The 19,888-nt window shown below is 42.7% G+C and carries 16 protein-coding genes; 12 read left to right on the top strand and 4 right to left on the bottom strand.

All coding sequences use genetic code 11. The annotated features are described in order from the left end of the window. Positions 1-12: 12 nt before the first annotated feature. The 4 genes from NLX74_RS20405 (at position 13) to aspS (ending at position 6,043) form a co-directional block, all read left to right on the top strand. Positions 13-888, top strand: a complete 876-nt coding sequence (locus NLX74_RS20405; RefSeq protein ID WP_254329802.1) for an SDR family NAD(P)-dependent oxidoreductase — start codon at positions 13-15, stop codon at positions 886-888. A gap of 61 nt (positions 889-949) precedes the next feature. Further along, positions 950-1,903, top strand: a complete 954-nt coding sequence (locus NLX74_RS20400) for an acyltransferase domain-containing protein (RefSeq protein ID WP_254329801.1) — start codon at positions 950-952, stop codon at positions 1,901-1,903. Positions 1,904-1,934: 31 nt separating this feature from the next. Then, positions 1,935-4,208 carry an ACP S-malonyltransferase gene (fabD, locus tag NLX74_RS20395; protein WP_254329800.1) on the top strand — a complete coding sequence of 758 codons (2,274 nt, stop codon included), beginning with the start codon at positions 1,935-1,937 and terminating at the stop codon, positions 4,206-4,208. A gap of 65 nt (positions 4,209-4,273) precedes the next feature. After that, positions 4,274-6,043, top strand: a complete 1,770-nt coding sequence (aspS, locus tag NLX74_RS20390) for an aspartate--tRNA ligase (RefSeq protein ID WP_254329823.1) — start codon at positions 4,274-4,276, stop codon at positions 6,041-6,043. Between the two features lie 184 nt (positions 6,044-6,227). On the opposite strand, the gene NLX74_RS20385 is transcribed toward aspS, so the two are convergent. Then, entirely contained in the window at positions 6,228-8,171 is a 1,944-nt protein-coding gene (locus NLX74_RS20385; RefSeq protein WP_254329799.1) for a serine hydrolase domain-containing protein, read from the bottom strand. A gap of 256 nt (positions 8,172-8,427) precedes the next feature. Here NLX74_RS20385 and NLX74_RS20380 point away from each other — a divergent pair, with 256 nt between their 5' ends. The 5 genes from NLX74_RS20380 to NLX74_RS20360 all read left to right on the top strand — a co-directional run bounded on the left by NLX74_RS20380 (position 8,428) and on the right by NLX74_RS20360 (position 14,645). Beyond that, positions 8,428-10,488, top strand: a complete 2,061-nt coding sequence (locus tag NLX74_RS20380) for a glycosyl hydrolase 115 family protein (protein ID WP_254329798.1) — start codon at positions 8,428-8,430, stop codon at positions 10,486-10,488. A gap of 120 nt (positions 10,489-10,608) precedes the next feature. Beyond that, positions 10,609-11,271, top strand: coding sequence for an S-layer homology domain-containing protein (locus tag NLX74_RS20375; protein WP_254329797.1), 663 nt, complete (start codon positions 10,609-10,611; stop codon positions 11,269-11,271). A gap of 259 nt (positions 11,272-11,530) precedes the next feature. Continuing rightward, positions 11,531-12,199, top strand: a complete 669-nt coding sequence (locus tag NLX74_RS20370; RefSeq protein WP_013310967.1) for a uracil-DNA glycosylase — start codon at positions 11,531-11,533, stop codon at positions 12,197-12,199. A gap of 16 nt (positions 12,200-12,215) precedes the next feature. Beyond that, on the top strand, positions 12,216-12,638 hold the full coding sequence (locus NLX74_RS20365) for a hypothetical protein (RefSeq protein WP_235309471.1): 423 nt from the start codon (positions 12,216-12,218) through the stop codon (positions 12,636-12,638). 120 nt (positions 12,639-12,758) lie between these two features. After that, positions 12,759-14,645 (top strand): Ig-like domain-containing protein, encoded by a 1,887-nt coding sequence (locus NLX74_RS20360; protein WP_254329796.1) that lies wholly within the window; start codon positions 12,759-12,761, stop codon positions 14,643-14,645. 69 nt (positions 14,646-14,714) lie between these two features. Here the strand turns inward: NLX74_RS20360 and NLX74_RS20355 are convergent, their stop codons facing one another. Both NLX74_RS20355 and NLX74_RS20350 read right to left on the bottom strand, forming a co-directional pair. Next, positions 14,715-15,017 carry a hypothetical protein gene (locus tag NLX74_RS20355; RefSeq protein WP_061828458.1) on the bottom strand — a complete coding sequence of 101 codons (303 nt, stop codon included), beginning with the start codon at positions 15,015-15,017 and terminating at the stop codon, positions 14,715-14,717. Between the two features lie 387 nt (positions 15,018-15,404). Then, positions 15,405-15,599 carry a hypothetical protein gene (locus tag NLX74_RS20350; protein WP_235309475.1) on the bottom strand — a complete coding sequence of 65 codons (195 nt, stop codon included), beginning with the start codon at positions 15,597-15,599 and terminating at the stop codon, positions 15,405-15,407. Between the two features lie 141 nt (positions 15,600-15,740). On the opposite strand from NLX74_RS20350, the gene NLX74_RS20345 reads away from it, so the two are divergent. Then, the gene (locus NLX74_RS20345; RefSeq protein WP_023989364.1) at positions 15,741-16,178 is read left to right on the top strand and encodes a NucA/NucB deoxyribonuclease domain-containing protein; all 438 of its coding nucleotides are present in this window, start codon (positions 15,741-15,743) and stop codon (positions 16,176-16,178) included. 5 nt (positions 16,179-16,183) lie between these two features. Here the strand turns inward: NLX74_RS20345 and NLX74_RS20340 are convergent, their stop codons facing one another. Then, positions 16,184-16,336: a hypothetical protein gene (locus NLX74_RS20340; protein ID WP_172828254.1), complete on the bottom strand. Its 153-nt coding sequence runs from the start codon at positions 16,334-16,336 to the stop codon at positions 16,184-16,186. A 114-nt stretch (positions 16,337-16,450) separates the two neighbouring features. Between NLX74_RS20340 and NLX74_RS20335 the strand changes: the two genes are divergently transcribed. After that, positions 16,451-18,271, top strand: coding sequence for a sensor histidine kinase (locus tag NLX74_RS20335; protein WP_254329795.1), 1,821 nt, complete (start codon positions 16,451-16,453; stop codon positions 18,269-18,271). After that, positions 18,246-19,871 carry a response regulator transcription factor gene (locus NLX74_RS20330; RefSeq protein ID WP_254329794.1) on the top strand — a complete coding sequence of 542 codons (1,626 nt, stop codon included), beginning with the start codon at positions 18,246-18,248 and terminating at the stop codon, positions 19,869-19,871. Before NLX74_RS20335 ends, NLX74_RS20330 begins: the two co-directional genes overlap by 26 nt. The last annotated feature ends 17 nt before the right edge of the window (positions 19,872-19,888 follow it).

Genomic DNA, 19,888 nt, shown 5'->3' with positions numbered 1-19,888 from the left:
TGGAGGTAAATCATGAGGGAATTTAAAGATAAGATAGCCGTAGTTACAGGAGCTGCCAGTGGGATTGGCCGCGCTATTGCGGACCGATGTGTAAATGAGGGCATGAAGGTCGTCCTCGCGGACATTGAGGAGGAGGCCCTTCTAAGGGCTGAAAAACAATTGAAAGACATGGGCGCAGAAACGTTATCCGTAGTGACGGATATTTCCAAAGAAGCTGATATACGTGCATTAGCGCAAAAAACGGTTCAGACATTTGGAGCTGTGCATCTTTTGTTCAACAATGCAGGGGTGGACGCCGGCACGGGCTGCTTATTGTGGGAAAATACGGTGGCAGATTGGCAGTGGGTAATAAACGTAAACATATGGGGGATTCTCTTTGCAACTGAAGTTTTTGTTCCTATTATGCTGAAACAGAAAACCTCATGTCATATTGTGAATACAGCATCCATCGCCGGACTATTGTCCGGCCCCGGTAATGGAATATATAGCGCGTCAAAACATGCCGTTTTAAGCTTGTCTGAAACGCTACACCAAGAACTCAGATTGATAGGTTCCAATGTAGGAGTTTCGGTTGTCTGCCCTGGGTTCGTACGTACCCAAATTATGGATGCGGAACGGAACCGACCGACGGAGCTGAGTAAGCAGACCGGACTAGGAAATCTTCCCCCGGAAAGACAAGTCATTAATCAATTGGCCCGCAAGGCTGTCCAGAATGGAATACTTCCAGAGGATGTAGCAAATCAGATGTTTGAGGGAATCAAAAAGGGGCAGCTATATATCATAACAGAGCCGAAATTCAAACCTGCAATAAGACAACATATGGAGAATGTTCTTAACGAAAGCAATCCTACACCTTCCCAAATGCAATTAGTTCGCAATTTACTGTGAAATATTTATTTTAAATGGTTTTATTAGGATTTAATCAATGAGTATGTTGTGGGAGGTTAGAATGGACAGATCTGTGATTTTTATGTTTTCAGGCCAAGGCTCACAATACTACGGCATGGGAAAAGAATTATATAGGTTAAATTCAGTTTTTCGGAAATGGATGACCAAGCTGGATGAGATTCATACGGATATTACAGGCAGGTCCGTATTAAAAATGCTGTACGACGACAACCGTGGGAGGGGGGACGTGTTTGATAGCCTGTTATATACTCACCCTGCAATTTTCATGGTGGAGTATGCCCTCACACAGGTATTACTGGAAAAGGGGATTTATCCTGATTATGTTTTGGGTTCCAGCCTCGGTGAGTTTGCATCTGTTGCTGTGGCTGGCTGTATGAGTTATGAAGATACTCTTCAAAGCCTTGTCAAGCAAGCACAAATGGTAGAAAACTACTGTCCAAAGGGTGGCATGCTGGCCGTAATTGGCGACCTCAGTCTGTATGACCAAATATCCGTATTGAATGCCAACTCAGAGTTAGCATCAATCAACTATGACTCGCATTTTGTCATTTCTGGCAGCTGTGAGGAACTGGAAAAAATTGAACGCTACTTGATAGCTAATGAGATTATATGTCAAAGACTGCCGGTCCAGTTTGCTTTCCACTCTTCCTTAATGGACCCTATAGCCTTGGAATATACAGCGTTTTTAAAGCTTAAAACTCTAAGGAATCCGACCATAAATATGGTCTCATCTATGTACGGAGGCAAGGCGGCATCCCTTGACAACCGTTTTCTTTGGGATGTTGCTAGAAAACCTATCCGTTTTAGGAACGCTTTAAAATGTCTGGGAGACGGGGACGGGGTTATCTATATTGACCTTGGCCCCTCAGGCACTCTTGCTAATTTTGTGAAGTACAATTTTGGTAGCAAGAAAATGGCAAGTATTTGTTCTATTCTTTCACCTTTTCAAAACGATATGAAAAATTTGGATCGTCTATTTGAAATATTCGACTAATATGCATTCACTAGCAAAAAGGAGGGCACAAATGATCGCATATCTGTTCCCTGGACAAGGGGCTCAAGCCAAAGGCATGGGAGTAGAACTATTTGACGAATTTCAGGAATTGGTTGCAAAAGCGGATGCTATTCTTGGTTATTCTATTAAAAAACTGTGTCTTGAAGATCCTGCCAATCAACTAGGACAAACGGATTTTACCCAACCGGCGCTATTTGTCGTAAACGCTTTGAGTTATCTTAATACATTAAAAGAGACTGGAAGAAAACCTGATTATGTTGCAGGACATAGCCTGGGTGAATACAATGCCTTATTTGCCGCAGAGGCATTTGACTTTGAAACGGGCTTGAAGCTGGTTAAAAAAAGAGGAGAGCTGATGGTCAAGGCTACCGGTGGTGGTATGGCTGCGGTCATAGGCTTGAAGGAGGAAGTATTTAGAGAAGTTATCGAGAAAAATAATTTAAGGGAGATTGATGTTGCTAATTTTAATTCGCCAAGCCAGATTGTCATCTCAGGACCGAAGGGCATGATTGAACGGGCGCAGCCAATTTTTGAGGATGCAGGAGCCACAAACTATGTGATTTTAAATGTAAGCGGAGCATTTCACTCTAGGTATTTGGAAGATGCCAGACAGAGATTTGAGGCCTATGCGTCACAGTTCGAATTCTCAAAATTAAAAATACCAGTCATTTCAAATATCTATGCCAGACCCTACAGGCAGCAAGATGTAAGAAGTACGCTGATCAACCAGATCGTAAGTCCGGTCAAATGGTCGGAAAGTATAAGATATCTAATGGGTAAAAATGTAACCCAATTCATCCAGGTTGGACCTGGAAAAGTCATAACAGGGTTGGTTAACGCAATACAACGAGAAGCAGAACCGCTGATTGTGAGGGAGGGTGAAGAACGTAGCGAGCAGGTACAGGAAGTAAAGTCGAAGAATAGTATATCCGGCCAACGATTTACGGCAGAGTCTCTTGGTCATAGCGAATTCAAACAATATTATGGACTTAAATACGCGTATCTTATGGGTTCGATGTATAAGGGAATATCTTCAAAAGAGATGGTCGTAAAGGCAGGTAAGGCAGGAATGATGGGATTCTTTGGGGCAGGGGGAGTCAAGATTGGGGCCCTTGAAGAAGCTATAAAGTATATTCAGAAAGAATTGAACCAAGGCGAAGCCTATGGAATGAATCTTATTCATGTTCCCGATCACCTGGAAATAGAAAATAACATCGTTGATTTATACATAAAATACGGTGTTAGAACTATTGAAGCCTCTGCGTTTATGAGTATAACGCCTTCTTTGGTAAGGTACAGATTGAAAGGTTTGAAACGAAATGAAAAGGGGATCGTAACAGCGCAGAACAGGATTATAGCGAAAGTATCAAGACCCGAGGTTGTGGAGGCATTCTTAAGTCCTGCGCCTCAGAATATCGTGAATAAACTGCTAGAGGAAAATAGGATAAGCCGGGATGAGGCCCGGATGGCCATGGAAATCCCTATGGTAGACGATCTGTGCGTCGAGGCTGATTCAGGCGGGCATACGGATCATGCGGTTGCATATGTACTGGTTCCGTTGATGCTTAAAATGAGGGATGAAGCGTTACTTAAGTATAAATACAATAAAAGTATAAGGGTAGGGGCTGCCGGGGGAATAGGGACTCCACAAGCAGCTGCGGCAGCGTTTATACTGGGTGCGGATTTTATCATGACAGGCTCAATCAACCAATGTACGGTTGAAGCAGGGACAAGTGATGATGTAAAAGATTTGCTCCAGCAGTTAAATATACAGGATACAGACTACGCTCCCGCAGGGGATATGTTTGAAATAGGAGCGAAAATTCAGGTTATGAAAAAAGGAGTTTTTTTCCCGGCCAGGGCGAATAAATTATATGATCTTTACCGTAATTATAACTCCATAGATGAAATTGATAGCGGAACCAAAAAATATATTGAAGAAAAGTATTTTAAGAAGAGTATTGAACAAGTATATGAAGATATTAAAGTTTATTATCCGGCTGAGATCATTGAAAAAGCTGAAAGAATTCCTAAACGTAAGATGGCGTTGATATTTAGATGGTACTTTACTTATTCTACACGACTTGCAATGAATGGAGACAAACACAGTAAGGTTGATTATCAAGTACACTGCGGACCAGCCCTTGGCGCTTTTAACCAATGGGTCAAGGGAACAGTCTTTGAAAATTGGAAGAACAGGCATGTTGATGAAATAGGACAAAAAATAATGGTTGAAACTGCGGAATACCTGAATGAAAGGTATAAAGCTTTAACGATAATGTGAGTATAAGTATGGAGAAAAATAGAAATTATTAAGATAATAGGGGATAAAAGAAAGTGAGGTTTTTCATGCATAGTTATAGGACTCATAACTGTGGAGAACTGGATCAAAAACATGTCGGCGAAGTAGTGAGAATCGCAGGATGGATAAAAAATATGCGTGACCATGGCGGGGTTATTTTTATTAACCTTAGGGACCATTATGGAGTAACGCAGGTTGTTGTTTCTGATAATAACGAATTGAAAGATTTTGTATCAAAGATCAGCAGGGAGTCAACCATTTCTGTTACAGGTACTGTATGTAACAGATCTGAAAATACGATTAGTCCCACTATGAAAACCGGGCATATTGAGTTAGCTGCCAATGAGATAAAAGTTTTAGGGAAGGTAGTGAATCCATTACCTTTTGAAGTAACTTTAGCAAATGAAGCTCGGGAGGATTTAAGATTAAAGTATCGTTTCTTGGATCTGCGGAATGAAAAACTACACAATAATATTATACTTCGTTCTAAAGTAATTCAAAGTATCAGAAGAAAGATGATCGATTTGAATTTTTTAGAGATTCAGACACCTATCCTGACAAGTTCATCTCCAGAAGGCGCCAGAGACTATTTAGTTCCTAGTAGAGTGCATCCAGGTCAATTTTATGCCTTGCCTCAAGCACCTCAACAATTTAAACAATTATTAATGGTTTCGGGCTTTGATAAATATTTTCAAATTGCTCCTTGCTTTAGAGATGAGGATGCAAGGGCAGACAGATCACCAGGCGAGTTTTATCAGCTGGATTTGGAAATGGCTTTCGCAACACAGGAAGATGTCTTTAATGTAGTTGAAAATATGCTATATGAAGTTTTCTCTGAATTTACAAATTTTAAAATCTCAAAGCCTTTTAGCAGGATTCCATATCAAGAAGCCATGCTCAAATACGGGAGCGATAAACCTGATTTAAGAAATCCATTAATTATCCATGATGTTACAGAGCTGTTTACAGAGACTGATTTTAAAGTATTTGAAAATAAAACGATAAGAGTTATTGCTGTTCCTGGTTGTGGTGCACAGCCAAGAAGCTTTTATGACGATATAGTAAACTTTGCTGTTGAGGCTGGAGCGAAAGGCCTATCATGGATTAAGTTCAATGATGATATGTCTCTTAGTGGCTCTATTGCAAAATTCATCTCTGAAGAGGTGAAAAACCAATTAATACATGTTACGCAAGCTAGTTCAGGATATGCACTGTTTTTTGCTGCTGACCAACTTCAAAATGTAGAAAAAATAGCCGGTGCTGTCAGAAATCAATTAGGAAAAAGACTGGATTTGCTGGAAAAGGATATATATAAATTTTGCTGGATAGTTGATTTTCCTATGTTTGAATTGGATCCTGATACTCATAAAATTGGATTTAGCCATAATCCTTTTTCGATGCCACAAGGTGGTATGGATGCATTGCTGAATATGAATCCTCTTGATATCCTTGCGTACCAATATGATATTGTATGTAATGGGATTGAACTGTCCTCGGGTGCTGTCCGGAATCATGATACGGAGATTATGGTAAAAGCCTTTGAGATTGCAGGTTATACATATGGAGACATCAAGAGTAAATTTCCTGCACTCTTTAATGCTTTTCAATTTGGGCCGCCGCCTCATGCAGGTATAGCACCTGGAATTGATAGGATTGTTATGATCATTGCAAATGAATCGAATATCCGCGAGGTTATTGCTTTTCCAATGAATAGCAAAGCGCAGGATCTATTAATGGGAGCACCTTCGGAGGTTACTGAGAAACAATTGAGAGATGTTCATATAAAATTGGTAAATACTCAGCCAGAAACAGAATAAACAGATTCAACAACATACTGAAAGCAAAGGCTCAATCCGGCACGTATTTAAATCTCATTGAGTGTGTTAAAAACTCTCCCTGCTAGATGCAGAGGAGAGTTTTTTTATTTAGCTCAGATTAGGGTTGTTCACGATGACAATCTTTATCGGTACACTGGAAGGTATGCAGGCTTATCGAGTGGAGCTATACCAAAAAGTAGAAATTATAGGAATACAGGAAAATCGAAATAGCTAGAAACGAAAGAATCAGCGTCGCGGTGTATGCCTTTCTTAACCATGTAGTTTGGGTAACACTGCATCTTCTTACAGCAAGATAGGCGGCCGATACAAAGGCAAGCCCCAGCACCCAGAAAAAGATAATATTCAAATTGAAATTGGACATAGGCTGATAGGGGTCGCCTATCAATTGGATGCTTGAAGCAATGAGATTGACGATCACAAGCAGACCCAGCAAGGGGATTACGGTTACACTGTCAGGCAAGGGAAGCCGCGAAGTACTCTTCTGCTTTCTTGCGTCCTTGAGCTTCCGCAGCCATCCAATAATACCGAAAATAGACCCAAGCGCAAACCAAATACCACATCCCCCGACCAGAATATAACTGAAAATAGATGTTTGCAGGAAGGATATCGGCAATTGGTCATCGATCACTCCATATGACAACTGCGTCACTTTACCATCGGCATTGGTTAAGAAATAAAGACGGCTGATGTTTAGGCCCGCGTGATCATAAGGAGTGCTCCCTGGAGTCACGCGTTCAAAAAAATAGGGTTTGGTTTCTACATAATCAACATTAATATTCATGGATGGAATACTCAGAGTGATTCCGCCATGGCCGTTGGCTGTGACCACTTCTTCCGCATTGGATAATACGGGTATAAGCTTCAATATACCTGATGATACTGCGCGAGCAGAGCGGTATTTTCCCGCCACATCCGCGCTATGCTTCAACGTGCTGTCCGCTTGCGGAGTAGCGTCGGAACCCCCGACAAACAGGTCAATGAGTTCGCTTCTCGCCCCGGACATTTCATTTTCCACATTAGTCAGAATACTGATCCCAAAGTTTTGATCTGGCACGATAGAGACCAGAGAGGAGAATGAATCTGTATTTCCACCGTGCTCGATAACACGATAGCCTCCCGCAAACCGTTCCCAAAAGCCGTGGGCATTCCCCGGAAGCTCGGGATAGTGGGTATACGAAGCCTCATGCATTTCTCGCAAGGTTTCATTCATGTTGAACAGCGAATATTTTAAGGAATGGTCCATGTTCAGATGAGCAAGCATAAAATGAGCCATGTCTTCCGAAGTAATGTTTAACGCACCAGCCGGCACATCATTAAAGAAAACATTCGGCTTTGGCACCCAGTTTCCATCCTTCTTGGAGTAGCCTGTTGCTTTATGTTCGATAACCTCTGGGATAAGATCATACCGTTGTGTAAAGTAAGAATGTTTCATGTCTAGAGGCTCAAATATATGTCTCTGAATATAGGTTTCAAAAGGCATTCCAGATACACGTTCTATAATATAACCGGCCAGGTTGGTCCCATAGTTGGAATAAGCAATCACTGTTCCAGGCTCATAAATCTGCTGAGGCTGATTTCCGGGTGCGATATGCTCCTTGAGAGGCCTAAGATCAGCAGGATCATGAACCAAAAGTTTTTCCAGGCGCTCCTCAAAACCTGCCGTGTGGCTCATCAGTGATTTCAGGGTAATAGGCTTATCAAAAGAAGGCTTGAGAAAGCCGTTAGGCAAGTATGTGCGGATGTCCGTATTCAAATCCAGCTTTCCTTGCTCAACCAATTGCATTACTGCCGTCCAGGTGAACAATTTCGATACGGAACCGGCCTCCATATAGGTTGTTTCCGTACTCATGGGTGTTTGTTTCTCGATGTTTGCGTATCCGTAACCTTTTGAAAAAACAATTTTTCCGTCCTTTACTATGGAAACCGCAGCACCAGGAATCGCTGTTCCTATATATTTTTTCATAATTTGATCTGTTCTGTTTTCGATTTCGGAAATCGGAATTCCAGAGGGAGTGGTTGGGACGGACCCAGAAGCATATGCCTGGACCGGGATAAATGCCATCAATGCCAACAGGAACAAAGAGGCAAATCGTTTTTTCAATTTCATATTAAGTCTCCTTTTTGCTGCGCTTGAATCTTTAAGAGCAGTCTGTTTTTTGGAACATTTTTAGTGTAGCAGTCAAGTCTTTCTTATTTCTCTCCTGTTCCTTACTTTTTTCTTTCTCAAATGAAGCTTCAACTCTCAAATGATTTACCGAAAAAAAGCTATATTTACGTTGGTAAAGCTTTATATGTATGTTGACAACCTATAAAATAAAGACAAGAAGAATCCTCATAGCTGAAAAAATAGGAGATGACAATAAATGAAGGCCTGTGAACCTCTGACTATTTCATCTGAAAGCGGATACAATCTTCAAGCTGATAGAAGTGTGCCCATTGCCCACGCTTGGAATATGATTGCGCGAGATCATAAGCAAGTGTTTGGCTGCGAGCCATTGCTAACAGAAGTAGAGCCCTCGATCATTATCCGTTATGCGCAGGAAGGAGATAGCTGCCCGCATTGGCCAGAGGGCTATTGTCTGCGTTTTGTTGCTGGTAGCAAGGGAACGGTACTCCATATTATTGGCCGTGATGAATTAGGGATTATTTATGGACTGCTTCATTACAGCCGTTTCGCTCTGGGTGTGGAGCCGTTCTGGTTCTGGGCGGAGATTCTACCGCCTAAGCGGGATACCATAGTTTTGCCGAGTCAGAATGTTGACAGTATACCGTCCAAGGTCCGATATCGGGGATGGTTTGTCAATGATGAGGTATGCTTGATTGGCTGGAAGGATGATTATCCACCGACGGAGCAGGTGTGGCAGCCCGTTTTTGAAGCGTTACTGCGCTGTGGTGGAAATATGGTGATTCCCGGAACCGATTTACCACGCACAGGTATCCATCATAAGCTTGCAGCAGACATGGGCTTATGGATCACACATCATCATGCTGAACCGTTGGGGGCGGAGATGTTTTTGCGCGCCTTTCCGGGTAAACAAGCTAGCTACAGAGAGCATCCCGAGTTGTTTGAACAGCTGTGGCAGGAAGCGATTGAACGGCAAAAGGAAGAGAAGATTGTATGGGTATTATCTTTTCGCGGGCAGGGTGACAAGCCTTTTTGGGAAGATGATCCTTCCTTTAATACGCCGGACAAACGTGGACAATTAATCTCGTATGTGGTTCGCAAGCAGTACAATATGATCTGTGAATTTGTGGAGCATCCTGTGTGCTGTATGGCGATGTATGGTGAGATTGCCGAGTTATACAAGCAGGGGCATATTGAAGTACCCGAAGGGGTGATCAAAATATGGGCGGACAATGGTTACGGTAAAATGGTATCTCGGCGCCATGGGAATCTTAATTATCGTATACCAGCATTGCCTGAGGCGCAGGATGGGGGCAAGAATGGAGTATATTACCATGTGACCTTCCACGACTTGCAAGCGTCAAACCATCTTACCCAATTTCCCTCCTCAGCCAGCTTGATTGTAGAGGAATTAACAGCAGCGTTTACTTCAGGGGCGGACGAGTACCTGCTAGTCAATTCAGGTAATATTTTGCCACATGTATATACGCTGGATTTAGTAGCAAATTTATGGACGAAGGGTGAAGTGGATGCTGAAGATCAGCTTACTGATTTTATCGGGCGGCTGTACAGTAGTCAGCTTCAAGAGATTTCCCAATTATACCGGGATTATTCCCGTTGTACGATCGTTTATGGCCCGCACAAGGATGATCGAGCAGGGGAGGAATTCTATCACCATCCAGCTCGGCAAATTATGGGGTATTGGCTACAAGGCAAGGAAGGCCGTGATGAACGGCTGTACTGGGCTACTGGAAAAAGGCCTTTTCCTGAACAGATACGCTGGTTCAAGGAAAAAGCCGAGTCGGCAATCCCGGACTGGGTTGAACTGCGAGAGCGGTGTCTACGAATCATGAAGCAGTTGTCAGAAGATGAATGTCGAAGGCTGTATAATCAACTGCTTGTGCAGATTGAACTGCATCTAAGTGGCTCACGTGGACTGGCAAGCTTATGTAGCGCTTATGGGCTGTTCCTTGAAAAAGATTATCCACGAGCATTTATACAAGCTTCTCATGCCGTTTGGAGCTACCGAATGGGTAAAGAAGCTTTATCGCTCGCAGGAACTGGAAGATGGGAGCATTTCTACCGGGCAGATTGGTTAACCAATCTAGATAACACTATTTCTCATGCGGACACTGTGCGGAGATTTCTTCGTCTTCAGGGAGACAGTCCGGATATGTTCCTGTGGTCCAAACAATATTTAATGCCAGAAACAGAGAAATATATCTACCTAGAGAATACGCATCGCAAGCCCCTTCCCGATGATGAGTTGGCACGCAGTCTGGAGAAGGTATTATATTAAAAAGGAAGGCATGTAGCATAAGAAGCAACAGCGTCTGCTTGCAACTTTTCCAGCTTATACTACGTCAATGAAGTTGTTAATGGCCAAGCGGCCTAATTCAACTACAAGGTGGAACTTAACATGAGTATGAGAAAAAGTGCATTCGCAGCCATTACAACCGTAGCCATTTTGTCCTTCTCCTTTGGAAGTCAATTGTCTGCGGCAGACAGTCAATTCAAGGATTTGAACAACGTAAGCGGCAAAGAAAAAATCATATCCCTTAAAGATCAGGGTCTACTCAAAGGTGTCTCTGACACGCAGTTTCTCCCGTCATCTAAAGTGACCGCTGCCCAAGGCATTCAGTTGATCTCCGGCGGACTCCAGCTCAGTTTGGCCGCGATTGATTTTAATAAGGCACCACAGGCCAGCGGACTGTTTACCCATGTTAAGGATACTGCATGGTATGCCGAAGCCTTTATCAACGCGCATTATAATGGCGTAGACATTCCAAAAGATATCGATCCTGCCAAAGCGCTGACCAAGGAAGAGTTCACCCACATGCTGATTCAGGGCATGGAAAAAGCAGGCGTTCTTCTCATGATTAAAATTGCACCTGCGAATATTGCGGATGACAGCGAACTAGAGCCTTCCTACCAAGGTAGCATTCAACGCTCGCTAGTTTACAAGGTCAATGTCTTGGATGCGAATGAAAAGTTTCATCCAAAAAGCGAGATTACACGTGCTGAAGCTGCTGTTATGTTATATAATGCATTGGAATACTTGAATGCTCATACAAAATCGTAATAAATACAGCAATAAAGAGCTTTTCTTCTGAGGGAATTAAGCTTTCAGTTACTTGACATCATTATCGTTAATGTTATAATAAGGAAATCGAATTTAGACCTGCGGTAGCTGATTACCGTAAGGATATTTTCCTGGTCCTTCGGCATATAACACAGGTAACGAATAAATAAGCTGGCTCCGGATGAGGAGTTCAGCTTATTTTTTTGGATCAAAAAGCTTACCGTTTTCACAGATCTACATATTGAGAGGAGACAGGGGTATGTTTGGAAATGACTGGGATGATGTACTACGAGAAGAGGTCGAAAAGCCATACTTTAATGAATTAAGGTATACGTTAGCCCGAGAGTACAAGTTACATAAGGTATATCCTCCAAAAGAAGACTTGTTTTCCGCACTTAAATTAACGCCATTTCATCTGACCAAAGCGGTTATATTGGGACAGGATCCATATCATGGAGAGGGACAAGCTCACGGTTTGAGCTTTTCTGTTAGACCTGGTGTGCGAACACCGCCATCTCTACTAAATATATATAAGGAGCTTCGCGATGATATCGGTACTCCCATTCCGAATCAGGGATACCTCGTTCCTTGGGCTGAGCAAGGTGTGCTGCTGCTAAACAACGTGTTAACCGTGCGTGAAGGACAACCGCAATCTCACCAGGGAATAGGTTGGGAACGTTTCACGGATGCTGTCATTGAAGCGATTAATGAGCGCGAGCAGCCAGCAGTGTTTATTTTGTGGGGGAGCCATGCTCAGAAAAAAGCAAGCTTCGTGAATACCAGCAAGCATTTGGTGCTGAAATCCGTTCATCCGAGTCCATTGGCGGCTCACAGAGGCTTTTTTGGCAGCAAGCCTTTTTCGCGTACCAATGCATTTTTGCAGGAGCATGGAATGGAGCCGATTCGGTGGGAGATTCCTAACCGCTAGCACTGGAGGTGAGGACATGCGTCAATGGAAGGGACGTCAGGTCATTTTATATCACGGCAACAACGATCATACCCAGAAGGTGCGCGGCACGCTTGAAAAATGGGATGATATACGAAAGTGCGTTATTTTAGGCCCGAAAATGCTGGCTATTCCTTTTGAAAATATTACGTATATTACCATGCTTCCTCCGGGGCGTGAGCGTAGAAGCCGCCATCCGGCGAAGCTCAACGCTATCGGTTATGTAATGAGTGTTCCGTTACAGTTTGATAATGCCATTCATTTTCAGTCGGCGGTGATGATTTGGAGAGAAGATCAGCTGATTGCTTATAATGTAAAGCTGGTTAGTCACTCGGCACACAATGTAATCCTTGAAGATGGACAAACCTTATCTAAAGAAGAGCATTTGTTTGTGGTAAGGTCACTGCGTGGAGAACTTTAACTGTAATTATTCACCTTTTTTTGATGAAGGGTTCAATTTAGTAAGCTGCTAACCGATAAAAGTAATGGGATTGTTAATTCTATCCTATTTTATAGAGATGAAACTAAGGGAGAGAAACGAATGGAGCGTATGAAACGTATGAGCAAACGGAGTACCTTCTTACTTGCTTTGCTGATGTTTGTATTTGCAGCATGGCCAGCGGGTTTGATCCGGGCTGAGGAGAGCACGACCTCCACGGTACAGTGGGACAGTCAAAATCCGACTACATTGAATCTGGGTGGAAGCCCCGCTCAATTAAAACTGTGGTCATTGACTGAAAAGGGCAAAGAAGATGTTACCCAAAAGGCAGAATGGATCTCTGGGGATTCAAGCATTTTAAAGGTTGATAAGGGGCTCATTACTCCTGTGTCAAAAGGGCAGATTAAGATTGTTGCCACATATGAGAAGCAAACGGTAAGTACAACGATTACAGTAAAATCGCCTTACAGCAAGCTGCAATTAAATCCGTCTAATCCCATTAATTTGACGATTGGCGGAGAATCAAAGCAATTGACTGCTCAAGGTGTACTTACTGGAGGTGGGACGGAAAATGTATCCGGTGTCGAATGGACTTCTTCGAATGCGGCTGTTGCTACCGTTGAAGATGGTCTTGTTCGTCCACTTGCCAAAGGCGTGACTTACATTAAAGCAAGCAAAGATGAACTTAAAGCACAAACGATGGTGTATGTGCGTTCTTCTTCTCAGGCGTTAGTATTGAGTGCAACTGGGGCCAAATCGGTCTTTCTAGGTAGCTCCCCAATTCAGGTTAGTGCAACCGATGTCAACCTGACTGGCGGCAAAACAGATGTAACCAACACGGCAGAATGGACTTCCTCCAATCCGCTGGTTGCCACAGTCGAGCAAGGTAAAATCACACCAATGGATGCAGGCAATTCGACGATTACAGCGTCCTATCACGGTTTGAGCAAGACTCTGAAGATTAATGTACTTCCAACGGTTGAAAAACTGGTTTCGAGCAAAGCCAGTCTGACTCTCGAAACAGGAGGCAAAACTTCTCTTCCGAGTATATCTGCTTATTTGGTCAATGGAGCAAAAAAAGCAGTTCAATCCGATGTAAAATGGAGCTTAAGCAGTGAAAGTGCAGTTAAAATAGCAAATGGTAAGCTAGTTGCAGTGAACCCAGGCAGTGCAACATTGACAGCAACGGTAGGTGCACTCAAACTGGATATTCCAGTGACTGTGCAATACAAAGTACTTAAACTAACCGCTTCAGAGAAAAAATACGTATTGGTTGCAGGCCAAGAAGCAAGTATTCCGACAGTAAAAGCACACATGGCTGGTGGCGGAATCCTTGATGTTACCAATCAGGTAAGCTGGGTAGGTACAACAGCCGCAGTTACAGTAGCAAATGGTAAAGTAAAAGCGGTGAATGGCGGTAACTCTGGAATTAAGGCTATGTATATGAACAAATATGTGAAAGTACCTGTCATTGTGGAAGGAGCCATTTCTACATTGACACCAAGCTTTTCGAGTGCTGATATGAATTTGAAAGGAAGTAAGTCCATCAAAGTCATCGGCATATATACAGAAGGTAAAAAAGCTACGCTGAGCAGTAAAGTAAAATGGACAACATCGAATGCTTCCGTAGCGATCGTAAAAGGCTCTTCCATTAAAGCCGTTGGAATTGGAAACGCAACGATTACGGGCACATATCAGGATAAGTCGTTTAACGTTGAGATCAAGGTCACACCTAAGCTGCTCAAACTGGTATTGAGCAATAAAAACCTGAAGCTGCCTAAAGGTTCCTCTCAAGTGCTTAGTGTGAATGCAGTTTATGATTCAGGCGCAACTACCAATGTGACAAGCTCAGCGGTATGGACATCTTCCAAACCGTCGATCGTACAGGTTACTGGCGGTCAGGTGAAGGCGATTGATACCGGAAGTTCCAGTATCAAAGTAGTCTATGGTGGTAAGACTGTAGCGACATCGGCTAGAGTGTTAAAATAGTCTACGCATATTGCCACATCCACTTATACAAAATAACCCCCGGTCCAAAGACCGGGGGTTATTTTCAGCTTATTCTACGCCGTCCTGATAATGATTTTTCCAGTGCTTATCGCCTTTGTGTGCGAAGTCTTCAACTGTCTTTTCCAAAGTAGCTACCAGTTGGGCTTTAATCTCAGAAATTGTGTCTCGGAACAGTCTTTCTTCTGTACCATTGATTTTTTCACCATATAGAGCCTGAGCGGCTACAAATTGACGATGTTGCTCCACAAAACTGTCAATCGAATGCAATGCATGCTCCACGTATTGGGAAATGCTATGATGCTCGTTAGGCAGTTGCAATTTTAATTCATGAACTCTGTTTAATAATGCCATGATGATCACCTCGTGCGTTTTATTATGTCAATAATTATACATCATTTTCGGAAAACTTTCATTAAATTTTGATTAAAATGTGACTTTTATTATGTCATGATTGCATTTTCACTGGTGATTAGGCATAATTTTCGGAATTATTTCGTTATTTCCTTTGTGTCGTGATTTTAAAATTTAATATATATGATACGAAGATGATATAAGAGCAAGCTGCGACAGCTGTCTTTCTGACATGTTATAATGGGGAAAAAGCCCAGTCGGAAAGGTTGTCAGTAAGGTATGAAGCTTTTTAAAGGTTTATTTTGGGGGATTCTGATCAGTCTTCTCCTGTGGTGTGCTTTGTTCGGGCTTGTCCACTGGATGTCTCATTAAGTCGCTCCCTGTATCTTATACAATAACTCTTGCGACCGTATCCACGTCATTAACGGAAATCGTATATACGTGTTCGTCATCGTAGAGCTTGAATTGCTGAGTTTCTTGGTCAGATAGGAACTTAGGCCAGCCAATTAAGGTACTTCCATTCAGTAACCGGATTATAACGGCTTGCATTTGGCTCACGGCCAGTTTGATCTCATCGTTCATTCGTACAACCTCCTCTCTATACTATTTGTCGTCGAATATTCAACCTTTGTTTATAGTCAGTAAGGGGTTACAAAAAAATAAAATCCGGGGATTACCTTAGTTGAAGGTATCTACTGGAATAGCTTGAAGGGAAGAGGGAAATTGAAGAAAAAATTGCTAAGTTTTATAGCTTTAGTGCTGCTAGCTTTGGGCGCGTACTGGTTTGAAGGAGGCAATCTTCTTACGAAAATGACAGGAGAGAACCCGCCTTCATCGGCTCAGGTTACGCTGCAATTCCCGTCAGGTCGTTACCCTGAAACGGCGCAGCATATTAAGGAAGCCATTCAGGCGGGAAAATCACCGGTATGCACAATTGACCGTGAAGGAGCCGAGCAAAATCGCAAGCATTCGCTTGCAGGTGTTCCCACTCGTAAAGGATACGATCGTGACGAATGGCCGATGGCTATGTGCTCAGAAGGTGGTAAAGGTGCAAATATCAAATACATAGCCCCTAAGGATAATCGTGGGGCAGGATCATGGGTCAGTCACCAATTGGATGAGTATGAGGATGGAACTCGTGTGAAATTTGTTGTGAAATAGTGCTATTACTTTTTATTACCTTGGGCTGTTTCCTGTCTGGCCTTAATCAACGCCAGAAAATCAAAAAAATCACCTAGTGTATTGAAGCCGGCACCTAAAATGGCCAAGTCTTCAGCGGATAGTTGGTCAAACCATTCCATTTGCTTAGCATCAAACATATTATCACCGCCAACCATTGATAATGTATAGTATGTACTGACGGCAACGAAGGTCAGGGCTCTGGCATACCATTTAAGTATGCTTGTTTTTTGTGCAGAGGATGTGTAGAACGCATGTTTAAATTTAATTTTTATACTAAAATCGTCTCCATCGTTATTGTATTGCTTATACCTGTGCTGATCCTGTATGTCTATTCTAATCAGACAACGACAGGTGTATTACGTGAGGAGCTGAATCAATCTAATTATAATCAGCTGACTTTTTTTCAAAATCAGGTGAATACGAATATTGAAATGATTTCCTCCTGGCCGCATCTGCTGATTCATGATCCCGATGTAGCCAGTTTTCAAGCGATTTTTTTGAAGGACAAGGTTCTCAATCTGGATGGAATTAATCTGGTCAAACGAATCCAAACCAAGCTTGGGCTTCAGGAAAGCTCTTCTAATTGGAGAACAGGGCTGAGTATCTATTCTCCTTCGCTTGGACGAGTTGTATCGGAGAATGGAGCAGGTTTCTATGACCAGAAAAAACTAAATCAGCTGATAAAAGACGGCTGGCAGGTATCCAAAAAAAGATCATACGGGAAAGACCAATTTATATTTTCATTGTATACATTATCCCCATTTTCTTCGCTTGGTAATCCAGAAACCGCTAACACGATTATTAAAGTTGAATTTGACAGCAGTAATATTCAGGATATGCTTGACCGCTTCAAAGGTGATGGCCGAAAGGAGCCTTTTTATTATAAAAAAGGCGTAGGAGCGATCTATAATCGTACTGCCAATGAAGAGCTGTCTGGACAGCTGATTTCAAAATTAGAAAAAATGGGGCTCCATGAAGTTGATAATCTGACTGTGAAAATTGGAGAAGAAAGCTACCTGGTTCATGCCGTTCTTTCGCAAACGACGGGGTGGTATTTGATTGATTATATGCCTTTGTCCGATATGATGTCTCCGATTTACTCATCGAATCGACTGTTTTATATAACTGTTGTTGGCTCGCTGCTGGTAGGCTTGATTGGCGCTTACTTGCTTCATTCACAGGTACAAGTGCCGATTCTTCAGCTTGTGCGGGCATTTCGGAGACTAAAGGATGGAGACTATGCTGTTCGATTAAGTCTAAGGGGGAGTCACGAGTTTGCTTTCCTGTCTAGTCAATTTAATCTGATGGTCGAACAGATTCAGGAGCTGTTTGAGAAGGTGTATGTTGAGCAGCTACATGTCAAGGAAGCGCGACTAAAGCAGCTCCAGTCACAAATCAATCCGCATTTTTTTTATAATTGTTTTTCGTTTATTACAAGTATGGCGAAACTGCGCAATCATGAGGCGGTCGTGGCCATGGCTCATAATTTATCCAGGTATTATCGATACACAACCAGACAGGAGCGGGATTTGGTTCCATTGTCAGAGGAAGTCGAATTTGTTCAATATTATTTGAACATACAGCAGATGCGTATGCCAAGGCTAACGTTCTTAATTCATGTTTCTTCACAGGCTAGCAGTCTGCTGATTCCGCCGCTTGTAGTGCAGCCACTGGTGGAAAATGCGGTGCTGCATGGGATAGAGCCTCAAGCGGAGGATGGTGTAATTCATATTTTAACCGAGCGTGTTGGCTCGTATATGTACCTGATTGTGGATGATAACGGACTCGGTTTGAGTAGAGAGGCTATAACTGCCCTGACATCAACGCTTGACAAGCCTGTGGGAGAGGATCATGGATACGGTTTGTGGAATGTGCATCAACGTATGCGATTACATTTTGGAGAAGATGCAGGACTGGAATTCTCTTTGTCTCCAATGGGAGGATTGCGTGCAGTTTTAAAATGGTCGCTCTCAATAGAAGGAGAGCATGCGAATGGTTTAATTGAGCCTTCGCCAAATTCGAATATAGTTAAAACGGAGGGAACAGATGATTCAGATATTACTAGTAGATGATGAGAGTTATGTAACAGAAAGTCTGGCAGCTACCATTCCGTGGGAGACGCTAGGCATCGAGAGGGTTCATCAAGCGGCTTCCGCATTAGCAGCAGTGGATGTGCTGGAAGCGTACGATATTGATATTCTGGTTACGGATATTCGTATGCCTGGTATGACGGGACTGGAGTTGATTGTTGAAGTAAACGAGCGATGGCCGCATATCCGAAGTTTGTTACTGACAGGCTATGCCGATTTTGAATATGCTAAAAAAGCGCTCCAGCTTAAGGCTTTTGATTACATTTTAAAGCCGGTAGATGATGATGAGTTTATCAAATGTGTGTCAGCCGCTATGGATTCGCTAAAGGAAGAATGGGAAGCATTTGACAAGGTTCATCAATTACAATATAGCCGCAGAAACGATTTTGGTGTACTGCGGACCCATTTGATGCATGATTTGCTACTCGGGCGTGATTTACCAGTACCCAAAATAGAGAGCAAAATGTCTGAGTACGAAATCAAGCTACGCACGGGACATCCTGCCAGTATGCTGCTTATTCAGCTAGGAAAGCATTTTTCTGATATGGACTATCATTCAGTCTCCTTAATTGAGTATGCGATTGGAAATATTGCCGAAGAAGTGTTCGCACCTGATTTTCACGTTTGGCATTGTAAAGCGCCGCATGACTGCTTAATTGTATTAATAGAAGGGAATTGGAATTCATTTCCTGAACGGAGTGTGGATGAGCAGAATCGTTTTTTGAGTGCGGCGATTGAGACCTTTCGAAAAAATGTGAGCAATTACTTGAAAGGGGAAATTTACGTTGCATTAACCGGATGGTTTAAGTTTCCAGAGGAACTGCCTAAGCTATATCAGACAGCGATTAGATCCTTATACTGGAACCATCAGGAGGAGACGGATACACTGCTATTTATAGAAGAACAGACAGAACAGCCACACAGCTCAGTTAAGTCACTGGAGGGGCTATATATGCCCCCTACGCTTACTCATCTGCTTGAATCCAGACAATGGGACGAGGCCGAAGCGAAAGTGAGCCGTGTATTTGGAAAAATGGAAGAGGTGGGATATACACGCGAGCATTTATATGAGCTGTTTATCTCGGTGACGAGTGCCTTTATGTATACAGCGCACAAACAAGGACGTTTCATTACGCAGATGGATCAAGTAGGCTTCGATCCGTTACATGCGCAGAAAATGGTTCATTCGTTCTCCCACCTCAAAGAGTGGATATTTTCCATGATGAACAAACTTAAATCTGAATGGTCCGCAAGCGAGCAAAGCGCTAAAAGCTATGTGGTCAAGCAGGTTCAGGAGCTCATCTCCCAGGATAAAGGCCAGGAGCTGTCTGTTAAGACGATTGCTGATCAGGTTTATCTTCATCCGGTCTATCTGTCTAAAATTTATAAAGCTGAAACCGGAGAAGGTCTGGGTGACTATATTATCCGAATGAGAATGGAGCGGGCTCTTTATTTGCTCAAATATTCCAACAAAAAAATATACGAAATTACGACGGAACTAGGCTACCAGAATCCCCAATATTTCAGTAAGATGTTCAAAAAGCATTACGGAATAACTCCGCATGAATTTCGGGACCAGTAAGGACGAAACCAGCAAAG

Origin of the sequence: Paenibacillus sp. MZ03-122A (assembly GCF_024213325.1) — a bacterium.
Lineage (GTDB): Bacteria > Bacillota > Bacilli > Paenibacillales > Paenibacillaceae > Paenibacillus > Paenibacillus polymyxa_B.
The sequence above is the reverse complement of the archived record's forward strand: the minus strand, read 5'-3'. Positions and strand labels throughout refer to the sequence as shown.